The 17,478-nt window shown below is 68.4% G+C and carries 19 protein-coding genes; 12 read left to right on the top strand and 7 right to left on the bottom strand.

The features are described 5' to 3' along the window. Positions 1–5: 5 nt before the first annotated feature. The gene (locus EDC64_RS20545) at positions 6–1,643 is read right to left on the bottom strand and encodes an ABC transporter substrate-binding protein (protein WP_165933842.1); all 1,638 of its coding nucleotides are present in this window, start codon (positions 1,641–1,643) and stop codon (positions 6–8) included. 282 nt (positions 1,644–1,925) lie between these two features. Here EDC64_RS20545 and EDC64_RS20540 point away from each other — a divergent pair, with 282 nt between their 5' ends. After that, a complete protein-coding gene (locus EDC64_RS20540; RefSeq protein WP_132034920.1) occupies positions 1,926–2,600 on the top strand; it encodes an aspartate/glutamate racemase family protein in 675 nt (224 codons plus the stop codon). 268 nt (positions 2,601–2,868) lie between these two features. Here the strand turns inward: EDC64_RS20540 and EDC64_RS20535 are convergent, their stop codons facing one another. Both EDC64_RS20535 and EDC64_RS20530 read right to left on the bottom strand, forming a co-directional pair. Next, positions 2,869–3,762: a glycosyltransferase family 25 protein gene (locus EDC64_RS20535; RefSeq protein WP_132034918.1), complete on the bottom strand. Its 894-nt coding sequence runs from the start codon at positions 3,760–3,762 to the stop codon at positions 2,869–2,871. Between the two features lie 130 nt (positions 3,763–3,892). Then, positions 3,893–4,774 (bottom strand): LysR substrate-binding domain-containing protein, encoded by an 882-nt coding sequence (locus tag EDC64_RS20530; RefSeq protein WP_132034916.1) that lies wholly within the window; start codon positions 4,772–4,774, stop codon positions 3,893–3,895. Between the two features lie 349 nt (positions 4,775–5,123). On the opposite strand from EDC64_RS20530, the gene EDC64_RS20525 reads away from it, so the two are divergent. From EDC64_RS20525 to EDC64_RS20490, 8 genes are all read left to right on the top strand, one after another. Continuing rightward, on the top strand, positions 5,124–5,891 hold the full coding sequence (locus tag EDC64_RS20525; RefSeq protein ID WP_132034914.1) for an ABC transporter ATP-binding protein: 768 nt from the start codon (positions 5,124–5,126) through the stop codon (positions 5,889–5,891). After that, complete coding sequence (locus EDC64_RS20520) at positions 5,888–6,649, top strand: ABC transporter ATP-binding protein (RefSeq protein WP_132034912.1); 762 nt, start codon at positions 5,888–5,890, stop codon at positions 6,647–6,649. Before EDC64_RS20525 ends, EDC64_RS20520 begins: the two co-directional genes overlap by 4 nt. A gap of 1 nt (position 6,650) precedes the next feature. Beyond that, positions 6,651–7,514: a branched-chain amino acid ABC transporter permease gene (locus EDC64_RS20515; protein ID WP_132034910.1), complete on the top strand. Its 864-nt coding sequence runs from the start codon at positions 6,651–6,653 to the stop codon at positions 7,512–7,514. Continuing rightward, positions 7,511–8,431, top strand: a complete 921-nt coding sequence (locus EDC64_RS20510) for a branched-chain amino acid ABC transporter permease (protein ID WP_132034908.1) — start codon at positions 7,511–7,513, stop codon at positions 8,429–8,431. The genes EDC64_RS20515 and EDC64_RS20510 overlap by 4 nt, the downstream gene beginning before the upstream one ends. Beyond that, positions 8,431–9,009 (top strand): carboxymuconolactone decarboxylase family protein, encoded by a 579-nt coding sequence (locus EDC64_RS20505; protein ID WP_132034906.1) that lies wholly within the window; start codon positions 8,431–8,433, stop codon positions 9,007–9,009. Before EDC64_RS20510 ends, EDC64_RS20505 begins: the two co-directional genes overlap by 1 nt. Then, positions 9,006–10,235: an ABC transporter substrate-binding protein gene (locus EDC64_RS20500; protein ID WP_132034904.1), complete on the top strand. Its 1,230-nt coding sequence runs from the start codon at positions 9,006–9,008 to the stop codon at positions 10,233–10,235. Before EDC64_RS20505 ends, EDC64_RS20500 begins: the two co-directional genes overlap by 4 nt. Before the next feature lie 178 nt (positions 10,236–10,413). After that, a complete protein-coding gene (locus tag EDC64_RS20495; protein ID WP_132034902.1) occupies positions 10,414–11,745 on the top strand; it encodes an LLM class flavin-dependent oxidoreductase in 1,332 nt (443 codons plus the stop codon). After that, positions 11,742–12,275 carry a flavin reductase family protein gene (locus tag EDC64_RS20490; protein WP_132034900.1) on the top strand — a complete coding sequence of 178 codons (534 nt, stop codon included), beginning with the start codon at positions 11,742–11,744 and terminating at the stop codon, positions 12,273–12,275. The genes EDC64_RS20495 and EDC64_RS20490 overlap by 4 nt, the downstream gene beginning before the upstream one ends. A 54-nt stretch (positions 12,276–12,329) precedes the next feature. Here EDC64_RS20490 and EDC64_RS23635 read toward each other — a convergent pair whose 3' ends face one another. Next, positions 12,330–12,485 carry a hypothetical protein gene (locus EDC64_RS23635; RefSeq protein WP_165933836.1) on the bottom strand — a complete coding sequence of 52 codons (156 nt, stop codon included), beginning with the start codon at positions 12,483–12,485 and terminating at the stop codon, positions 12,330–12,332. 193 nt (positions 12,486–12,678) lie between these two features. On the opposite strand from EDC64_RS23635, the gene EDC64_RS20485 reads away from it, so the two are divergent. Beyond that, positions 12,679–13,470: an SDR family NAD(P)-dependent oxidoreductase gene (locus tag EDC64_RS20485; RefSeq protein WP_132034898.1), complete on the top strand. Its 792-nt coding sequence runs from the start codon at positions 12,679–12,681 to the stop codon at positions 13,468–13,470. 57 nt (positions 13,471–13,527) lie between these two features. On the opposite strand, the gene EDC64_RS20480 is transcribed toward EDC64_RS20485, so the two are convergent. Then, the gene (locus tag EDC64_RS20480; RefSeq protein WP_132034896.1) at positions 13,528–13,734 is read right to left on the bottom strand and encodes a hypothetical protein; all 207 of its coding nucleotides are present in this window, start codon (positions 13,732–13,734) and stop codon (positions 13,528–13,530) included. 173 nt (positions 13,735–13,907) lie between these two features. Between EDC64_RS20480 and EDC64_RS20475 the strand changes: the two genes are divergently transcribed. Both EDC64_RS20475 and EDC64_RS20470 read left to right on the top strand, forming a co-directional pair. Beyond that, complete coding sequence (locus EDC64_RS20475; RefSeq protein WP_132034894.1) at positions 13,908–14,411, top strand: hypothetical protein; 504 nt, start codon at positions 13,908–13,910, stop codon at positions 14,409–14,411. A gap of 272 nt (positions 14,412–14,683) precedes the next feature. After that, a complete protein-coding gene (locus EDC64_RS20470; protein WP_132034892.1) occupies positions 14,684–15,688 on the top strand; it encodes an AraC family transcriptional regulator in 1,005 nt (334 codons plus the stop codon). A gap of 75 nt (positions 15,689–15,763) precedes the next feature. Here EDC64_RS20470 and EDC64_RS20465 read toward each other — a convergent pair whose 3' ends face one another. Continuing rightward, positions 15,764–16,543 carry a SapC family protein gene (locus EDC64_RS20465; protein WP_132034890.1) on the bottom strand — a complete coding sequence of 260 codons (780 nt, stop codon included), beginning with the start codon at positions 16,541–16,543 and terminating at the stop codon, positions 15,764–15,766. A 103-nt stretch (positions 16,544–16,646) separates the two neighbouring features. Then, on the bottom strand, positions 16,647–17,186 hold the full coding sequence (locus tag EDC64_RS20460) for an invasion associated locus B family protein (RefSeq protein ID WP_132034888.1): 540 nt from the start codon (positions 17,184–17,186) through the stop codon (positions 16,647–16,649). Positions 17,187–17,478 lie beyond the last annotated feature (292 nt).

Raw genomic sequence — 17,478 nt, 5'->3', positions numbered from 1 at the left:
CGGGCTCAGGGGGTGACGGTGACCGGGGAGAAGTCGACGAACCAGCTCTTGGGCTGGACGAGGCCCTTCACCTTCGGCGAGAGCGCGCGCGGGCCGACATCGTGGGCGACATAGAGGAAGGCGGCATCGTCGACCGAAGCGGCGTGCAGCTCGGCCAAAGCCGCGTCCCGCGCCGCGGGATCGAAGGTCGAACGGGCCTTCTTCACCATCTCGTCGAACTCGGGATTGTTGATGAAGCCCCAATTGTTCGACACCGGCGGCGCCATTCCCGACTGCAGGAAGCGCACCATGGCGAAGAACGGATCCATGGCGGCATAAGTCACATTGATGGCGTTCGAGCCGTTGGCGGTCGGATCCTTGGCGCCGCGCCGCCAATTGGTGAACAGCGTGTTCCACTCGATGACGTCCAGCTGCACGTCGAAATAGCATTCGGCGAGCGCCTGCTGGAGATATTCGTTCATCGGCAGCGGCAGCATCTGGCCGGAGCCGGAGGCGGAGGTCTGGGTCTTCACCTTGAGCTTCTTGTCGGGACCGTAGCCGGCCTCCTTCATCAGCTTCTGACCTTCCTTGACGTCGTATTTGATCTGGAAGGTGGGCGTGCCGCGCCAGGGATGGCCGGGCTCGACGGTGCCGGTCGCGGGCACCATGAGGCCGCCGAGCAGGCCGTCCTTCAAGCCTTCGCGGTCGATGCACAGATTCGCCGCCTTGCGGACCCGGATGTCGTTCCAGGGCGAGCCCTCGACGCGCGAGAATTGCCACGGCCAGACGTGCGGCTGCTCGTTCTGCGAGATGGTGAAGCCGCGCGACTTCAGTTGCGGCAGCGCGTCGGGCGCGGGCGCCTCGATCCAGTCCACCTGCCCCGACAGCAGCGCCGCGGTGCGGGCATTGGCTTCCGGCATCGGCAGGAGGACCATGCGGTCGGTCTTGGGCACGCGCGCTTTGTCCCAATAGGCGTCGTTCTTGGCCAGTTCCAGCCGCTCGCGCGGCACGAACTTGGTCATCTTCCACGGGCCGGTGCCGGAGGCGTCGGCGGCGAAAGCGGTCCAGGCGGCCGCGGCCTTCGCCTTGGCGTCGGCGCCCTCGGCCTTGTCGTAGAAGGCCTGCCACTTGGCCGGGCTCGCCATGAACAGATTGGTGAGGTTGTAGGGCAGGAAGCTGTCCGGCTCCTTGGTGGTGAGTTCCACCGTCATGTCGTCGATCTTCTTGGCCGAGACCAGGGTCGGCATGCGCGAGGCGGTGACGCCCACCTGGCTGGCGTCGAACTGGACGGCGTCCTTGTTCAGCACCTTGTCGACGTTCCACACCACGGCGTCGGCATTGAACGGCGCGCCGTCATGGAAGGTCACGCCGGGGCGCAGCTTGAAGATCCATTTGGTCTTGTCCGCGTCGTCGACCTTCCACTCGGTGGCGAGGCCGGGAACCAGAACGCTCGGCTTGGTCGCCGAGGACAGGTCCCAGTTCACCAGCCCGTCATACATGGTGAGGCCGGTGAAGCGGTTGCCCTCGAAGCCCTGGTCGGGCTGGCCGAGCGTGCGCGGAATGTCCGCGGCGGTCATGCCGATGCGCAGCGTGGTCTGGGCCGAGACGGCGCCCGGCGCCGAGACGGCGGCCGCCGTGGCGAGCAGCAGCGCGGCGGTCAACATGCGGCCGGAGCGGAGCGGAATCTGGGGAAGCGGCATCTGGGATGTCCCTTGTGAGCACGGCACGGTCGTCTAGCAACTGGCGTGCCATCCCCCACGATCGGAGATTGCATGGCTTTCCCTACGGAAGACCGGCAACGAAACATCGGCTTTTTGTATTCAAATCTTCTTCTATGCCTGTTTTATGTGCAGACACGCCCACGCCGTCCGGTTGTTGGGCTTTCTCTCCCGCACGCGCTCTGCTTCCATGGCACCAGGCTTGGAAACTCGCAGCGGGACAGGGTCTTGAAAGCGCTTCTGCTGAACGCGAACACCTCGCAGACCGTCACGGATCGGCTGGTTGCAACGGTTCTCGCGCGCTGCCCGCCGGATGTGCAGATCGTGGGCGCAACCGCGGCGTTCGGCGCCCCCTACGTCTCGACCCGCGCCGCAATGACGGTGGCCGGCCATGCCGCGCTGGAAACCGTGCGCGCGGCGGTGGCGCGCGAGGCGCAGGCCGGCCGGCCCGCCTTCGACGTCTGCCACTATGCCTGTTTCGGCGAGCCCGGCATCGCGGCGCTGCGTGCCGAGATGGCCTTCCCCGTGGTCGGCATGGCCGAGGCGAGCATCCTGACCGCGCTCCAATTGGGCGAACGCTTTTCCATCGTGACGGCGGGCGCGGACTGGCCCGGCATGCTGCGCGATCTGATGCGCCGGACCGCGCTCGAGGCGCGCTGCGCCGGCATCGGCGTGGTGGCGGGCGACGCGCTGGCGCTGGCGGGCGGCGACGGCGGCGCCGCGGTCCGCGCGGCGGTGGAGGAGGTGATCGCGCGCCAGTCCCCGGACGTGGTGATCATCGCCGGCGCCGCCCTGGCCGGTTATGCGCCGGCGCTCGCCCCGCTCTGCGCCGTCCCGATCCTCGATTCCCTCGCCGCCAGCTTCGAACAGGCCCTCGCTTTGGGCCGGCTGCGGAGACGGTGAGCAACCACCTGCGATCGCAGGGAACAAGTCCGCCCTGCGCGATCAGACAGATAGTGCTTCACCTTGTAGCTGAGCTGCAGGTCGAGCCCGAGGCGCACCAGCGCAAATTCCTCGTCCCCAAACGGCTTCGGTTCCGCCCCGACAGTCGAGCGCCTTACTCATCTGCACGGGCGAATGCCGTTCCGGAATCACCATCGGATCGATGCAGCGCACCCTTATGTCTCCCTCTTCGAGGAATTTGAGCACTGGAGTTTTGTGGGATCCGATTTCAAGAATTTTCTTTAATTTTCTCAACAGCCCCGCCACCGGCATGTAACGCATCTGGAACGGCGGGGACGCGAGATAATTCCACCGCTTCTGGACCGGCGGCCCCCTCCCAGTGATTACGCAGGCGATCATATTCGACCGGCGTATCGACACGACAGATGTGCCGGGCCTTGCGCGCTTGATCTTCCGGGTTGATGCCTTTGGGATGTATCGAGGACTCGAACCTGGCCCATTCCTTATTGTTAGACAATTCGGTCGCAAGGCACGGTTCGAGGGTCCTTGCCTGCACCGCCGGGTCGGCGGCCTGAATGACGTGCAGCCAAATATCGGAGGTCGTCGTGACGCTGTCTGACTGATGCGCGAGGCGGGCGGCCATCGCGCCGTTGACGATATAGGCCGGGTTCGACATCCGCCGCTGCGCGGATGTCGACAAGGGGCCGTCAACCCGCGCGTCCGTCGGCGCGCCGGCCTTCGACAGACGCAAAAGCAATGGCTGCTGGGGTACCGCGAACGCGGTCAGAAATTCTGCGAGGCGATCGACAGCCCCCGGGAAAAAAAGCACGTCGTCTTCGCAGATGAGGAACAGTTTCTGGGGATCACGCGGCAAACTGCGCCAGAGCTGCATGAACGACAGGAAATTCGCGACCTGCGCGGGCACCAGGATGTTGTTGGCACACTGGCACGATGTCCGCCCACATCGGAAACAGGGCGGGAAGCCGGCGACTTTGCCGAGACGGTAGTGCGCAGCCACGAGTGGCGATGCGGCCGGTGTAGCCTCATGAAACCGATAGGATCGGATTCCGACAGCAGCGAAATGATCTGCGATATGCGCCTGGCGGGCCTGCGCTTCGGGTAGCGACAGCACCACGGTTTCCACCAGATCGTCGATACTCATGTGGTCTACCGAATTTCCCGATGCCATCCGCTTTCGGTTGTTGTGTCTCGAAACCGCAACCCGAGCAAGCACTTTGTACCGACCATAGTACCGCTTCTGCCTCGCGTGTCCACAGGGCGCCTGCACGCGCTCACTCCCCGACCGCGTCCGCGGCCATGTTGTGCTTGATGTGGGCGGCGAGATGGTCGGCGGCGCGGGAGGCGCCCGGCTGGCGCTCCCACAGGATCAGGTCGACCGTGGGCAGAACCGGCATGCCGTCGGCGGCCGAGAGCCGGACGAGGCCCGGCGTGCTCACGGACTGCGCCAGCACGCAAACGGCGGCGTCCGCCAGCGCCATGGCCTGAAGCCCGGCGATGCTCTCGGAGACGCAGGCGATGCGCCACGCCCGCCCGCGCTCGGTCAGCAGCGACAAGGCATAGTCGCGATAGAGGTTGCCCTCCGGCAGCATGGCGAGCGGGATCGGCACCTCACGGTGCGCCGTGCCGCCCTCGGCGCCGAGCCAGATCAACGATTCGGGCCGCAGCACCGTGCCGGTGCCGACCTGCGGCGCGACGCCGGGCATGCGCGTCGCGATGGCGATGTCGATGAGGCCGTCCGACATGTCCCGCGCCAATTGCCGGGACAGGGCGCAGCGCACCGTCACCTCCACCCCCGGATAGCTGGCGCGGAAGCTCGCCAGCGTCTTCGGCAGGAGAAAGGCGGCATAGAGATCCGGGCAGCCCAGCGTCACCCGGCCGGCAATGTCCTCCTCGGCCAGCCGCAGGCGCGCCTCCTCTTCCAGGCGCAGCATGGTGCGCGCATGCGGCAGCAGCATCTCGCCGTGCCGGGAGAGCTGGAGGTGCCGCAGGTCCGGCTCGAACAGCGGAAACCCGGCGGCGTCCTCCAGCCGTCGCAATTGCAGGCTCACCGCCGGTTGCGTGCGGTTCAGACGCCGCGCGACCCGCGTGACGCTCTTTTCTTCCACGAGGAGAACGAAGGTGCGCAGAAGCGCAATTTCCAGGGGCCGGCTCATGCGGCAACATAAATATTAGTTTGGATATTGCTAAGCAATATAAATTTGATTGCACCTGAAAGCTTCGATCTAATTCCTAACAACACGCCGCACTCTGATTAATACATAAGCGGCTACACCGGATTTGATGCACATCAAAAAGGACTGCTGCATGCAAAGTGGGCATTCCCGAGAATTGGCGGCCGCACGTGGGGCGGCCGGAGCCGGCTCGGCCGGGCGGCTTCGGCGGATGCGCGGGCCGCTGCCCAGGCCGCTGCCAGGTCCTCGATTTGAAGTACCGGAACAGATACGACGTCATGTTTTGTGCAATTAAAAAAATCACGTACAAAAAAGTAAATTGGAGGTAGGGATGTCGGCGGCGTTTCTCGAGGTCGAAGGGCTCACCAAGCATTATGGCGGCGTCGCCGCGCTCGACGGCTGTACGCTGAGCCTGGCCAAGGGCGAGGTGACCGGGCTCATCGGCCCCAACGGCGCGGGCAAGACGACGCTGCTGAACGCCCTCACCGGCCTCGCCAAGCCCGATGCGGGGCGCGTCACCTTCGATGGTGCGGACGTGACCGGCCTCCCCGCCCATCGCATGGCGGCGCGCGGCGTGGTGCGCAGCTTCCAGATCGTGCGCGAACTCGCCAGCCTGACCGTATTCGAGACCCTGCTCCTGGCGCCGCCGCACCAGATTGGCGAGACGCTGACCGGCGCCATGGCGCGGCGCCGCAGGTGGTGGGCGCAGGAACACGCCAATGCCGGAAAGGCGCGCACGCTGCTCGAGCGGATCGGCCTGTGGCGGCTGGCGGACCAGCCCTCCGCCCGCTTGTCCGGCGGGCAGAAAAAATTGCTGGAAGTGGCCCGCGCGCTGCTGCTGGAGCCGAAGCTCATCCTCTTGGACGAACCGGGGGCCGGCGTGTCCCCGCCCTTGCGCGAGGAGATCATCGCTCTGGTCCGCGAGCTGAAGGGCGAGGGTCTGAGCTTCGGCATCGTCGAGCACGACATGCATCTCGTCGGCGAGATCTGCGACCACGTCCATGTTCTGGCGGAGGGCCGCACTCTGGTCTCGGGAACGTTCGCGGAGGCCACCGCCGATCCGCGCGTCGTCGACGCCTATCTGGGACTGGCGGCATGACGTCCGAGCCCCACCTTCTTCCCGAGCCCGCGCCCGCCGACGCCGCCTTGCATGTGACGGGGCTGCGCTCCGGCTACGGCCGCGGCGGCGACATCGTCTGCGGCATCGATCTCGCCCAGCGCCCGGAGAGCATCATCGCCGTCATCGGACCCAACGGCTCCGGCAAATCGACCTTCGTCAAGACCATTGCCGGCCTGCTGCCGGCGCGGGCGGGCCGGGTCCGCGTCACCGGCCGGGACGTCACCGGCTTGTCTCCCGCCAACCGGGTGGCGGCCGGGCTCGCTTACGTGCCGCAGGAAGCCAACGTGTTCGGCACCCTGACCATCCGGGAGAACCTGAAGCTCGCGACCGAATTCCTGCGCGGTCGCGCCGGGGTCGGCCCCGAGCAGCGCGCGCGCGTCCTGGCGCTGTTTCCCGAACTCGCCGCCCGCCCCGGCACGCTCGCCGGCAATTTGTCCGGCGGGCAGCGGCAAATGCTGGCCTTCGCCTGCGCGCTCCTCGCCAATCCCGAGGTGCTGCTGCTGGACGAGCCCTCCGCCGGGCTCTCGCCCAAGATCGTGTCCGAGACCATGGAGGCGATCGCGCGGGTGCGCGCCGCGGGCGTCACCGTGCTCCTGGTGGAGCAGAACGTCTCCGCCGCCTTGCGCATCGCCGACGAGGTGGTGGTCCTGGTGGCGGGCGCGCTGCGGCTGCGCGCGCCGGCCGGCGACGTGAAGCCGGCGGACCTCGCCGGCCTGTTCTTCGGCAGGGCGGCCTGACATGGCGGCGCAACTTCTCCTCAACGGTCTCGTCACCGGCCTTCTCCTGGCGCTTCCCGCGCTTGCTTTGACGCTGATCTTCGGCATCCTGAAATTCGCCAATTTCGCCGTCGGCTCCATGCTCACGCTGGGGGCCTATGCGGGCTATGTCGGCAATGTGGTGCTCGGCTGGCCGCTGGCCGCGGCGGCGGCGCTCGCGGCGGCGACCGGGGCGCTCGCCTGCCTGCTCAGCGACGCGCTCGTCTTCGAGCGTCTGCGCGAGCGCGGCTCCATCACGCTCCTGGTCGCGTCGATGGGCGTCTCTTTGGTGATCGAGAACATCTGCCGCTTCACCTTCGGCAATGCCGCGCTCAGCTTCGACATCGCCCCGGCCCGGCCGATCCGCTGGCAGGGCATCCGCATCAATCACGAGCAGATCGTCACCGCGGCCGCGGTGGTGGTGATCCTGATCCTGCTGCACATCCTGCTCACCGCCTCGCCGCTCGGCCGGGCGATGCGGGCGGTGGCGGACAATCCGGCGCTGGCCGCCGTGCGCGGCATCGAGCGGCGCACCGTCGCGCGCATCACCTGGGCGCTCACCGGCGCGGTGCTCGGCGGCGCCGGCGTGCTCGCCGGACTCGACCGCGCCATCGATCCCCTGATGGGCTGGAACTACCAGATCCCGATCTTCGCCGCCGCCATCCTCGGCGGCCTCGGCAGCCCGGTCGGCGCGGTGGCCGGGGCGCTGATGATCGGCGTCGCCGAGGAAATGTCGGCGCTGATCCTGCCGACCAATTACCGCCAGGTGGTGAGCTTCGCGGTGATCCTGGTCCTGCTCCTGTTCCGCACCAACGGCCTGTTCGGGGCGAAGGCGGTGCGCAAATGATGTCCTATCTCGTCACCATCGTCATCTTCGTCAGCATTGCCGGCCTGGTCGGCCTCGCCCTCAATCTGCAATGGGGACTGGCGGGGCTGGTGAATTTCGGCGTCTCCGGCTTCGTCGCCCTGGGCGCCTACATGGTCGCGCTCACCGCCCCGCACCTCGGCTGGCTGGCCGCCACCCTCACCGCCGCGCTGCTGTGCGCCGCGGTCAGCATGGCGCTGTCGCTGCTGACCATCCGGCTGGAAGAGAATTACCTCGCCATCGTCACCATCGGCTTTGCCGAGATCGTCCGCATCCTGCTGCTCAACGAGAGCTGGCTCACCGGCGGCGCGCTCGGCATCGCCGACATTCCGCGTCCGTTCGCGAGCCTGACCCCCGCGGGCTGGGGCGACGGCATCATTTTGGTGTTCGCTTTGGTCCTGGTGGCGCTGGTCTATGGCCTCATGGAGGGCCTGGTGCGCTCGCCCTTCGGGCGCGTCCTGCGGGCGGTGCGCGACGACGCGACGGTGGCCGCCGCTCTGGGCAAGCCGGTCCTGGCGCTGCGGGTGCGGGCGTTCGCGGTCGGCGGCGCGGTCATGGGCCTCGCCGGCGCGCTGCACGCCTTCTTCATGACCTATATCGACCCGAGCCAGTTCACCCCGATCATCACCGCTTATGCCTTCATGGCGGTGATCGCCGGCGGGCGCGGCTCCAATCTCGGCCTGCTGCTGGGCGCCGGCTCGATCATGCTGCTGCTGGAGGCGACGCGCTTCCTGAAGGACCTCGTGCCCTCGATCGACGGCACGCAATTGTCGGCCATGCGGCTCGCTCTGATCGGCATCGGCATCATCCTGCTGCTGATCCTGCGCCCGCAGGGCCTGGTCGCCGAGCCGCGCCGCACCGTGCGCGATGTCTTCCCCGACGCGACAGGAGAAAGCTGATGCCGCGCGTCACGCCGCTGCCCCCCGACGCATTGCCGCCCGAAGTGGCGCGGACCTACACCGCCTTCGCGCAGGGCTATGCCGATTTCGCCGATCAGGCGGCGGTGCTCGCCCATGTGCCGCCGGCCCTCGACCACATCTACCGCATGCTGATGGAGTTGCGGGAGCGCCAAGGCGTGCCCTTCCGCTATATCGAGCTGGCGGTGGTGGTGGTCTCCAAGCTGAACGCCTGCCCCTATTGCGTCTCCCACCACACCCCCCTGCTGGAAGTCGCCGGCGTGCCGGCGGACGCGGTGGCGGACCTGCCGCGCGCCGACCACGCCGCCTTCGACGCGGTCGACCGGCTGGTGATCGAATACACCCATCTGGTGACCCAGCGCGCCTGGGGCATCCGCGACGGCGTGTTCGAACGCCTGCGCGCCCATTTCACCGAGAGCCAGATCGTCGAACTGACGCTGCGCATCGCCCTGTGCGGCTTCTTCAACCGCTTCAACGACGCGCTGCAGATCGACGACGGCGCGGCCGAAGCCCTGCTCCACCTCCACCCCGCCCTTCCGTCCTCAGGAGATCCGACATGAGCCCGTCGACGCGTCCCATCACCCGCCGCACCGTCATGGCGGGGCTCGCCGCCCTGCCGGCGGCCGGCCTGCTGCGCACCCCCGCCGCCGCGCAGGCGGCCGACGTGCCGCTCGGCATGGTCCTGCCCTTCTCCGGCGCCACCGGCCCCTACGGACCGGACATGAAGAAGGCCGCCGAACTGGTGGTGCAGCAGGTCAATGGCGGCGGCGGCATCCTCGGCGGACGCAAGCTCAAGCTGTTCATCGAGGATTCCGAGAGCAACCCGACCATCGGCGTCACCGGCACCAAGAAGCTGCTCGAAGTGAACAAGGTCGAATTGGTCGGCGGCTTCTGGGGCAGCCCGATCGCGCTCGCCTCCAAGCCGATCATCCTCGCCGCCAACAAGGTGCAGATGGTCTCGTGCGCCGCCAATGCGGTGACCGACGGCGACAACCGGGGCCTGGTCTGGCGCTTCCAGGCCAAGAGCACGTCCTGGGGTCCTGCCGGCGCCAAGGTCATGGCCTCGATCGGCGCGAAGAAGGTGGTCGTGCTGGCGCAGCAGAACCCCTTCGTGGTGGCGATGATCGAGCCCTTCAAGGCGGAGATGGCCAAGCTCGGCGGATCGGTGACCGACGTCGTGATGTACAATCCCGACCAGCCGTCCTACCGCGCCGAGGTCGAGAAGGCGTTCGGCAGCGACCCCGAGGGCGTGTTCTGCCTCTCGCTGCTCACCGACTTCGCCTCGATCGCCAAGGAGGTCTATCGCGGTGGCTTCAAGTCGAAGATCGTCGCCCTCTCCATCGGCGCGGACGCGGAGGGCAAGTTCCTCCAGGCGGTCGGGCCGGAGGTCGGGGAAGGCATCTACCATCTCCAGCCGGCGCCGCCGCTCGAGAGCCCGGCCTACAAGACGTTCGTCACCGAAATGGGCGCCCCGGCCGGCACGGTGTTCCTGTTCGCGGGCAATGCCCACGATCAGATCTGCGTCACCGCCCTCGCCATGGAGCATGCCAAGTCGCAGGACCCGCTGGTCTGGTCGAAATCCATCCCGCTGGTGTGCAACCCGCCGGGCGAGGAGGTCGCCGACGTGGTGAAGGGCCTGGAGATGATCCGCGCCGGCAAGAAGATCAAGTTCGTCGGCGCCGGCGCCAGCTGCGACTTCGACGCCAAGGGCGACCAGATCAACCGGTCCTTCCTGGTGCAGGTGATCAAGGGCGGCAAGAACGTCACGGTCGGCGTCATCAGCTGACGCCCCGGCCGGACCGCGGCCCGCCGCGTCCGGCCCCCTCATCCCATCAAGCCAACGAGACCGCGCGCGGAGGTTCCGCGCGCGCACGGAGAAGGCGTGCGCCGCGCGCGCCGCAGAAGAGCACCAAGAGAGCACCAAGAAAACCCCAAGAGAGCCCCAAAAGCCCCAGGAGAGCCCCATGACCCAGCCCAAACCCATGCACCTCTGCGGCTTTCTGATCGCGGGTCCGGTGGTGCACAGCCACGCCATCTGGCGAAATCCCGCCCATGAGACGCACTTCCTCAGCCTCGCGCACTACACCCATATCGCCCAGCTTCTGGAGCGGGGATGCTTCGACTTCCTGTTCTTCGCCGACCGCCTCGCCATCGCCGATCGCTATGGCGACAGTGCGGAGACGGGGCTGCGCCGCGGCGACCAGGATGCCACGCGCATGGACCCGCTGCCGGTCCTGGGCGCCATGGCGGCGGTGACGCGGCATATCGGCCTCGGCGCCACCCGCTCCACCACCTATGACGCGCCCTACAATATCGCCCGCGAATTCGCGACGCTGGACCATATTTCCGGTGGCCGCGCCGCCTGGAACGTCGTCACCTCGATGAATGACGGCGAGGCGCTGAATTTCGGCTCGGTCCCGCATATGGGCCATGACGAGCGCTACGACCGCGCCGACGAATTCATGGAAGTGGCCTTCAAGCTCTGGGACAGCTGGGAGCCCGACGCGCTCATCCTCGACCGCGCCGCCGGGATCTATGCCGATCCCGCCAAGGTGCATTATGTCAACCATGCCGGCCGCTGGTTCCAGTCGCGCGGGCCGCTGAACATTCCCCGCAGCCCGCAGGGGCGGCCGGTGATCATCCAGGCGGGATCGTCGGGGCGCGGCAAGGCGTTCGCGGCGCGCTGGTCCGACGTCATCTTCGCGCTGCAGCCCAATATGGAGCGCATGCGCGCCTTCACCGCCGACGTGCGCGCCGCGCTCGCCGCCGCCGGACGGCCGCCGGACGCCAGCAAGGTGCTGATGGCGGTGATGCCGTTCATCGGCCGCACCCGCGCGGAAGCGGAGGAGAAGCGGGACCTGCACGATTCGCTGGTGGATCCCCAGGCCGGCCTCTCCACCCTCGCCGCCCACGCCAATGCCGATTTCTCGGGCCTGCCGATGGACGCGAAGGTCGGCGAGATCGCAGCCTCCGGCAGCCAGGGCAACCTCAACGCCCTGCGCTCCATCACGCCCGACGGCTCCATGACCATCGCCGAGGCCGGGCGGGTCTATGCCCGCGGCGTGATGTGCCCGCGCCTCGTCGGCACGGCGGAGGACGTGGCCGAGGAATTGTCGGCCATCGTCACGTCCGGCGCCGCGGACGGCTTCGTCGTCTCGCCGGCTTTCCTGCCGGACACGTTCGAGGATTTCGTCGGGCAGGTGGTACCGCTGCTCCAGGCGCGCGGGCATCTGCGCCGCTCCTATGCGGGCGGCTCGCTGCGCGACCATCTCGCCCCGGCGGGAGGCGCCGCGTGATCCGCCCGCACGCACGCCGCCACATGGAGCTGGCGCCCGCCGACGCCGCCGCCTTCAAGAGCGCGATGCGGCATCTGGCGGCGGGCGTGGCGGTGATCACCAGCCGCACGGAAGCGCTGCTGAACGGCATGACCGCGACCGCGGTGTGCAGCGTCAGCGCCGAGCCGCCGCGGGTGCTGGTGGTGGTCAACCGGCAGAACACCTCGCACGGCATCATCGCCCGCAGCGCCGCCTTCGCCGTCAACATCCTGGCGGCGGACCAGGACGATCTGGCGGCCGGGTTCGCGCAGCGGTGCGCGGAGCCGTTCCGGGACGTCGGTCATGGTTTCGGGGCGGCGACGGACTGCCCGGTCCTGCACGGCGCGATCGCGGTCCTGGAATGCCGGCTGGCCGAAAGCCACGCGGCCGGGACGCACACCATCTTCGTCGGCGACGTCGTCCATGCCCATGTCGCGCCGCGCGAGCCTTTGGTCTATTTCGACGGCCGGTTCCGCCGCCTCGCGCACGACACGCCGCCCGTCGGGCCTTAAGGCCGGATCGTTCGCCCCGGGCATGACCGGCGCACCGATCCGCGGCAAAGGCGGTTATCGCGGCGGATCCTCCCCGGGCAAGGCGCGGCCGGTCTCCTGCTTCTTGCGGTAGCGCGACCAGGTCGCATAAGCGAGCGCGAGGCCGAGGATGATCGTTCCTCCGACCACGCCGAACAAATAGATGCTGCCGGCGATCGTGTTTCCGTCCATGAGCCTTCTCCTCGGCATGAAACCCCGCGACTGCCGGGCTGTTCCCCTATGCCTCCGCGGCGCGCGGGGAAGCGGGGCGCGGTTTGCGTCCCGCCCGGCGGAGCGCGGAACATGCGGCGCGATGCGTGGGTTGACGCGGCAAACGAACCCGCGCGCCACGGCAGACCGTCGCGCCCTCTTGACGGAGACCGCCATGGCCCAAGCTCGCCCCCTCGCCATCGTCACCGGCGCCTCCACCGGCATCGGCTACGACCTCGCGCTGCTCTGTGCGGAGAACGGCTTCGATCTCGTCGTCGCCGCCGATGAGCCGGGCATCGCCACCGCCGCCGAGGCGCTGCGCAGCCTCGGCGCGCAGGTCGAGGCGGTGGAGGCCGATCTTGCGACCCTCGACGGGGTGGACCAGCTCTATGCCGCCGCACACCGGCTCGGGCGGCCGGTCGACGCCCTTCTCGCCAATGCCGGGCGCGGTCTCGGCGCGGGCTTTCTCGACCAGGATTTCGCCCGCGCGCGCCACGTCGTCGACACCAACGTGACCGGCACGATCTATCTCATCCACCGCATCGGCACCGACATGCGCGCGCGCGGCGAAGGGCGCATCCTGATCACCGGATCGATCGCCGGCTTCATGCCGGGCGCGTTCCAGGCGGTCTATAACGGCACCAAGGCGTTCATCGATTCCTTCTCCTGGGCGCTGCGCAACGAACTGAAGGACACCGGCGTCACCGTCACCTGCCTGATGCCCGGCCCCACCCAGACCGATTTCTTCGCCCGCGCCGACATGACCGACACGCCGGTCGGCCGGCAGCAGAAGGACGATGCGGCGATGGTGGCGCGCGCCGGGTTCGACGCCATGATGGCCGGCGAAGGCCAGGTCGTGGCGGGCTGGAAGAACAAGGCGCAGGCTTTGATGGCCCACGTCACGCCGGCCGGGACGCTGGCGGAGATGCACCGGAAGATGGCCGAGCCCGACGGCGGCGATCGCTGATCCTCCAAGCGCGCGGATGCGGGCGGGAGCCCCGCCCGCTCCAGGACGGGCGCGCCGTCACCGCGCCTGCTGGTAGCCTTGGTGGGTGGTGTTCTGCTTGGTGTTGCCCTGCTGTCCCTGCTGCGCGGGATCCTCGACGGGCCGCTTGGCGGTCCGCTCCAGCGCGGCCTGGTCCTTGTTTGGACCGGGATCCGTGCCCGGGGCCTGGTCGGGACCGTAGCTGGTGCGGTTTTCCGGCGGGATGGGGGGTGTCCTGGGGGACATATCCGTCTCCTCTGGTTCGGCCCGCGGAGACCCGCGGCGCTCCGGACTCAACATCCCCGGGCCACGAAAGTTCGATCCCGCGCGCAGATGGCGGCCCGGGCGCAAGCGCCCGCGGCCGGCGCTTCGGGAACAGGGCCGGCCCGAAACGGTTTCGAGGCCAAAGGAGCCGCGCCATGACCGATCGCCCCACCGCCTATCCCGACGACCTGAACCAGAGCCGCGCCGACCAGCGCGATCCCCCCATCGCGCACGCCGCCGCGCAGGGCGGCCGCCGCCCCGTCACCGGGATCGCGGACCATGCCGCCCTTCACCAAGGCGGCGGTCCGACAGGGGAAGTCGGCGGCGACCGCCCCGCCGAAACCACTTCGAGCCCGATCGGCCGGATCGGCGGGCGCGACGTCCTTCCCGGCGCCGATCCCGAGGCGCGGGGCGAGCGCCATTGGGCCGCGCCCCTCCCCCACCCGATCAGACTGCAGACCGCCGACGCTGCCGAACTGCGGACGCTGCGGGACGCCGGCGCCCTGCTCTCCGGACAGATCACGGTGCTGGTGCATTCGGCCGCGCTGCAGGCGGCGGCGCACGCTTTGATCCGCGCCGCCGCGACCGGGGACGCGTCCGACATCACGACCGCGGCCGATCTGCTCGGCGTCGTCCTGCGTACCGAAGGGCTGGTCTGACCTGCCGGGGGCAGGCATTGTTTCAATGCCCGAACGGAGCGCTTCGCCACCGGTAGGCGGCGGGCGCGGTGGGGGGCGCGGTGGCGGGCGCGGACTCCACAACCCGACGCCCGCATCGATCCGGGCAAGACGGGGAAATCTTCCGAATTTCCAGGCGACCCTAACGCCCGATCTGGTATGGTGCTGCTTTGCACGCGAAAAATTTGATCTGCGGCGCGCGTCACGTGCACCGATGTCCTTTCCGAAATCGGCCCCGATAAGAGGCTCCGACCATGCCCACACAGACGCCGCAGCTTCGCCGGCTCGCGTTCGGCAATCGCGGCAAGGTGCATTCGCGATCGCTCGTCCGCATGCAGTCTCAGGTTCAGAGCATGTTCGGCTGGAGCGCGGAATATGACGCGATCGGCGACGCCTCCGCCTTCGCCACCCAGCAATCCTTCTCCCTCGTCAATGGGCTGAAGCTCAGCTGCATGTCCCATACGCCGATCCGCACCCGGGTCGAAACCGATGAAGTGTCGTTCTTCCTGCCGATCGACGGCGGACCGATCGAGTCGACGGTGAACGGGCTGCCGGTTCGGTGCGAGGTCGGCGCGAACGCGCTGCTGGCGCCGGAGGGAGAACGGATCGGCGAAGGCAGCCATCGTTCCCTCCTGGTCGCCGGGCTCGACAAGCGCCGGCTGGCGCAGACCGCGCGGGCCATGCTGAACCTGGACGAGGTGAAGCTGGATCTGGGCAGCCCGACCATCGTCCCGCTGAACGCGGCCGGCGTCGACTTCGACCTCATCCTGCGCAGTGCCTGCAACATTCTGGATGCCTGCGGCCTGTCCGGCGAGGCGGCGACGAAACTCGGTCTCGACGAGACCTTCTATCGGGCGATCTGCGGCATGCTGCTGCGCGATCGGCTCTTCGGCGAAAGCGAGAGCCGGGCGCTGGAGATCGAAGGCAAATGGGTGGAGCGGGCCTGCGACTATGTCATGGCCAATCTCAGCCGGCGCATCACCCTGACCGATCTCGAACTGGTCAGCGGCTTGTCGGCCCGCAGTCTTCAATACGCCTTTCAAAGGCAGTTCGGGTGCTCGCCCGTGACCTGGATTCGCAACGAACGGCTGAACGCGGCCCGCGACCTGCTCTCGGCACCGGGCGCCGAGACCAATGTCACGACCGCCGCGCTGACGTTCGGCTTTTCGAATCTCGGCAGCTTTTCCCGTCTCTACCGGGAAAAATTCGGCGAATATCCCGCCGCCACCCGCGCAGCCTCCCGCGCAAAACGCGGGTGAGGTCCGCCGGCACCGGCGGAGGCGGGTCGTCCCACGCCGGTCGCATCGGCGTCGCGCCGATGCGACCGCGCGGGTTCAGGCGTTGAGCGCGGGGGTCTGGCGACGCGCGGACGCGGCGTCGAGGAGAAGCTGCCAGGACAATTGCGAGGCGAGGTGGAGGACGATGAGGTCGAGCCAGCCTTTGGCGTGGAACTCCACCACGACCGGCCCGGGCAAAGCGCGGAACGCCGCCTCGTTCACCACCTGGAACCCCTGCACCACGGCCTTGCCGGCATCGGCATAGCTCACTTGGGCCGAGCGCTCCTCCAGCAGGCCGTTCGCCTTCAGCGCCTGCGCGAAGGCCTGGGTGCGGATATGATCGCCCGCATAGGCGTCGCACAGGGCCATGGCCGCCTGCCCGGCCGCGGTGGCGCTGCCGGCCGCGTCGAACAGAAGGTCGGCGTCCGCGCCGCCCTCGGGCAGGACGCGGTCGCTGGCCACGTCGATGCCCAGCATGGTGGGTCCCCCCGCCTCGGCGGTCATGCCGATGAAGGGATAGCGCCGGACATAGCCGGGAATATAGGTGCCCGTGCGCCAGCCGCCATCGGCGTCGACGAACAGATTCTGCCCGGTTTCCATGCCGGTCACCGCGAGCGGCATGGCGCCGTCGTCATTGGCGAAGACGATCGGATAGCTGCGCCCGGCAAAGGCGAACTCGCTCGCCACCAAAGGCAGAGCGGCCGCGCCGGCGGCAAAGTGGAAGTTCGCCGCACGCCGCACGCCGAGGGCGGCATGCTCCTGGATGCGCAGGAGCGTGGGGCTCTGGTAGAAGAGCGGGAGCGGGGCGGCGGGGCGCACGGGGTCAAGGCTCGTCACGGGATCGACCTTCCTGTTTGGGTGCCGATGGCGGCGCAGGCGCCCGCACCGGCGGATTGAAGCGGGATCCGGCGGCGCCGGATGCCGGAACGGCGGCGGCGCCTCAGGATTTCAGGCTCGCGTCGAGGGCGGCGGGAAAGCCCTTGAAGGACACCGGCAAGGTGACGGCGCGCCGCGATCCATCCTCGAAGGTGAAGCTGCCGGGCTCGGTGGCGGCCCGCAGCGCCAGGACCGCAGCGGCGTCCAGCTCGACTTCCGCGAAGCAGCCCTGCAGGCACCGCTTGAATTCCAGCGCCATGGGCTTGGCTTTCGCGCTCGCCGTGAACTTGACGCCGGCCGGCAGCCAGACCCCGGCGGGGACCTGCACCACCAGCCGCAGCGGGCCCTTGGGATCGACCTTGCCCACCGCCACGCTGGCGACCAGCCCCTGCCCCTGGGCCTGCAGGTTCTGCACGATCTCGCAGGTGCGGCCCTCGCTCCCCGCCATGCAGCGCACCACCCAGTCCTGATAGGTCGCGGTGGTGAGGCCCGGCTGGTCGGCGGCGGCAGGGGCCTGCGGCGCGGGCTTTTGCTGCGCGGCCGCGGGAGCGGACACGCCAAAGCCAATGATGAGAGCCGCGAACAGGGTCGAAGACAGCTTCATGATATCAACTCTATGCCTGAGTGTGGGCGCCCGAGGCCACAATATCATGCTTGTCTAGAGCACGTTCCACCCCGATGGCAACGCCGACCGAGCGGTAAAATGATCTCCGGAAAGCAAGGTACGCAGATATCGGGGCCGTTGGACGCGCATCGGCCTCCGCGCCGGTTTGGCGCGGAGGGGGTGGGGATGGGGGTCAAAATTTGAGGGAGAACTGGGCTGTGAAGGCGTTCTGGGAGGATTGTCCGGCGATCTGGCCGGTATAGGTGAACTGGAGGGTGGCGGCGTCGGAGAC

The organism is Aquabacter spiritensis (genome assembly GCF_004346185.1).
GTDB classification, from domain to species: Bacteria; Pseudomonadota; Alphaproteobacteria; order Rhizobiales; family Xanthobacteraceae; genus Aquabacter; species Aquabacter spiritensis.
This window is presented reverse-complemented; position numbering and strand designations above follow the sequence as displayed.

Excerpts from the sequence above, each read along its gene's own strand:
- EDC64_RS20460 (WP_132034888.1), bottom strand. The coding sequence starts at position 17,186 with ATGAAGCTGTCTTCGACCCTGTTCGCGGCTCTCATCATTGGCTTTGGC.
- EDC64_RS20525 (WP_132034914.1), top strand. The coding sequence starts at position 5,124 with ATGTCGGCGGCGTTTCTCGAGGTCGAAGGGCTCACCAAGCATTATGGC.
- EDC64_RS20545 (WP_165933842.1), bottom strand. The coding sequence starts at position 1,643 with ATGTTGACCGCCGCGCTGCTGCTCGCCACGGCGGCCGCCGTCTCGGCG.
- EDC64_RS20500 (WP_132034904.1), top strand. The coding sequence starts at position 9,006 with ATGAGCCCGTCGACGCGTCCCATCACCCGCCGCACCGTCATGGCGGGG.
- EDC64_RS20475 (WP_132034894.1), top strand. The coding sequence starts at position 13,908 with ATGACCGATCGCCCCACCGCCTATCCCGACGACCTGAACCAGAGCCGC.
- EDC64_RS20530 (WP_132034916.1), bottom strand. The coding sequence starts at position 4,774 with ATGAGCCGGCCCCTGGAAATTGCGCTTCTGCGCACCTTCGTTCTCCTC.
- EDC64_RS20480 (WP_132034896.1), bottom strand. The coding sequence starts at position 13,734 with ATGTCCCCCAGGACACCCCCCATCCCGCCGGAAAACCGCACCAGCTAC.
- EDC64_RS20510 (WP_132034908.1), top strand. The coding sequence starts at position 7,511 with ATGATGTCCTATCTCGTCACCATCGTCATCTTCGTCAGCATTGCCGGC.
- EDC64_RS20470 (WP_132034892.1), top strand. The coding sequence starts at position 14,684 with ATGCCCACACAGACGCCGCAGCTTCGCCGGCTCGCGTTCGGCAATCGC.
- EDC64_RS20505 (WP_132034906.1), top strand. The coding sequence starts at position 8,431 with ATGCCGCGCGTCACGCCGCTGCCCCCCGACGCATTGCCGCCCGAAGTG.
- EDC64_RS20520 (WP_132034912.1), top strand. The coding sequence starts at position 5,888 with ATGACGTCCGAGCCCCACCTTCTTCCCGAGCCCGCGCCCGCCGACGCC.
- EDC64_RS20515 (WP_132034910.1), top strand. The coding sequence starts at position 6,651 with ATGGCGGCGCAACTTCTCCTCAACGGTCTCGTCACCGGCCTTCTCCTG.
- EDC64_RS20495 (WP_132034902.1), top strand. The coding sequence starts at position 10,414 with ATGACCCAGCCCAAACCCATGCACCTCTGCGGCTTTCTGATCGCGGGT.
- EDC64_RS23635 (WP_165933836.1), bottom strand. The coding sequence starts at position 12,485 with ATGGACGGAAACACGATCGCCGGCAGCATCTATTTGTTCGGCGTGGTC.
- EDC64_RS20485 (WP_132034898.1), top strand. The coding sequence starts at position 12,679 with ATGGCCCAAGCTCGCCCCCTCGCCATCGTCACCGGCGCCTCCACCGGC.
- EDC64_RS20535 (WP_132034918.1), bottom strand. The coding sequence starts at position 3,762 with ATGAGTATCGACGATCTGGTGGAAACCGTGGTGCTGTCGCTACCCGAA.